This window comes from Streptococcus sp. (assembly GCF_030825805.1).
Lineage (GTDB): Bacteria > Bacillota > Bacilli > Lactobacillales > Streptococcaceae > Streptococcus.
Genome location: NZ_JAPJPF010000027.1, coordinates 1 through 2,362 on the forward strand (window position 1 = coordinate 1; position 2,362 = coordinate 2,362).

The window sequence follows — 2,362 nt, forward strand, 5'->3', positions numbered from 1 at the left end:
ATTCTAAATAATTCAACGTATTTAAGAAACGGTGTTGGTTTTTTAAATATGATTATTAAAAAAGTGTAGGAAGAAGGAAATATTTAATGGTGAAAAAGTTTAAAATTAAGCCGTTTTTAATATTTTTTGTCTCGATTCTGACCATCTTGGGAACATTATTTACATCAAATAATGTTGCTTTTGCAGATGGGAAAGAATTGACAGGTGTAGTAACTGACATCAGTGTCCTCAATATGTCGGATTCCAAATTGGAACCGAATAGTGATGGTACTTATCAGATTATTACAAATCGTTCAAATCAGTTCTTCGTTCAATTTGACCTGAAACAATATGATGGTAAATTGGCTAATGGCGATTACTTTGATGTGGATATTCCAACTCCAGTAACCGTCTATAATGGAACAACTGAATTGTACGATAAGGAAACAAAAGTAAATATCGGTACAGTAGTTGTGACTGCTAATGGTGATAACCAAGGCGGTAAGGCTCGTGTTACTTTGAAAAACCTAGATGAGTTCCAAGCCAAAACTGGTGGAGACATCGTCAAGGGTGTGAAAGGAAATTATGCAATTACTTTCCTATTTAAGAGTGACCAAACAGCAACACCGCTCACCTTTGAAAATAAAGGTGTTGGGAAGACCATCACACATACCTTTACATCTAAGACAGTTGATAGCAAACAAGAAGGTTTCGAAAACTATGCTAAGGTTGGTAACGATGTTGTAAGTAAAGAATGGACTTCAGATAAGTTAGCAGCTATCGGTTCAGTAGGTAAAGGAGATGTTTACTCTCCATGGAGAATTCGTGTTAACACAGGAAGACAAGACTATGGTAAGAACTTAGTTTTGAATGACTTCCTTCCAAATACATCTGAGTTTGCTCCTATCCAGTATATCCCAGAGTCATTGGTAGTTTATTCTTCTGCAACATTGAACGATGGAACTTCTCAAGTTCCTTCTGATGCTAAGAAGATGGTAGAAGGTACTGACTATACTGTAGCTTGGAATGAAAACTATACTCAGTTTAACCTTATCTTTGCAGATGGATCTAAATCGTATTGGGTAGAATACCATACCACAACACCAGGTGATGGTAGAAAAGTTCAAAACGTTATCCAGTTGACTAAAGCAGATGGAACTGCACTTACTCAACGTAGCAATCGTACAAATTTAGATTTCAAAGCTGAACGTGTATCTCTTGTAAAAGGACAAATCGAAGCTTCTACAGCCTTCAAGATTAAGATCAACAAGACAAATGCCTTCACATTGGTTCCAGTTGCAGGCGCTGTTTATACAGTGAAGTCAGAAGATGGAACTATCACTACAGAATTGACTACAAATGAAAAAGGTGTGGCAATCTCTGATGAGTTTGATCAAAAATATGTTGGTAAGACATTCATCATCAAAGAGAAAACAGCTCCTGCTGGATATACTCTTGATGAAAAAGAATACAAGGTAACTCTTGGAGCTGAAGGTTCTAAGATCAACCTTCAAGATGAACCAATCGCAGCAGATTTCTCAATCACTGCTAAGAAAGTAATTGCTGGAAATCGTCCAGTAGCCTTAAAAGATGGTGAGTTCAAGTTTGATTTGTACAATGCAAATAACTTGACTACTCCAATTGCTTCAACAACAAACAAAGCAGATGGAAGCATCACATTTGAAGGTTTGAAAGCTAAAGGTCCTGGTACCTACAACTATGTCATCAAGGAAAATACTGAAACTAAAGTTCCAGGTATTACATTTGATGAGAATTCATACGAAGTAACAGTTGTTGTTAAAGCTGAAGGTGGAACACTTAAAGCTGAGGTTACAACTCAAGCACCAACTTTAACAAACACATATGAGCCATCACCAGCTCGTGCTACATTCAAAGCAACTAAAAATTTAGTAGGTAAAGAACTTGCTAACGAACAATTTGAGTTTGAATTGAGCGAAGGTGGTAAAGTCATTGCAACGTCTTCAAATGGTAAGACAGTCAATGGTGTTGAAGCAGCAACAAATGAAGTAGTCTTCTCAGTTCTCTATACTGAAGCTGGAGACCACGAATATACAATTACAGAAAAAGCTGGTACAGCAGAAGGAATTACTTACTCTAAGGAAAGCTATACAGTTCATGTTAAAGTTGTAGATAATGGTGAAGGTAAACTCGTAGCGACTGTCACAGAAGCTGACGAAGCTCGTGAGTTTACAAATACCTATAAAGCTACTCCAGCAGAAGCTGTCATTAAAGCAACTAAGGAATTAGTAGGTAAAGAACTTACTAAAGAACAATTCGAATTCGAATTGAGTGAAGGCGGAAATGTTGTTGCAACATCATCAAACGGTAAAGAAGTTGAAGGTGTTGACGTAGCGACAAATGA

The 2,362-nt window shown here is 37.0% G+C and carries 1 protein-coding gene; it reads left to right on the forward strand.

Annotation, left to right across the window (positions count from 1 at the left end):
* Positions 1 to 86 precede the first annotated feature (86 nt).
* Positions 87 to 2,362 (forward strand): Spy0128 family protein (locus RCH62_RS05450; protein ID WP_306474807.1); only part of this gene is annotated, 2,276 nt, incomplete at its 3' end.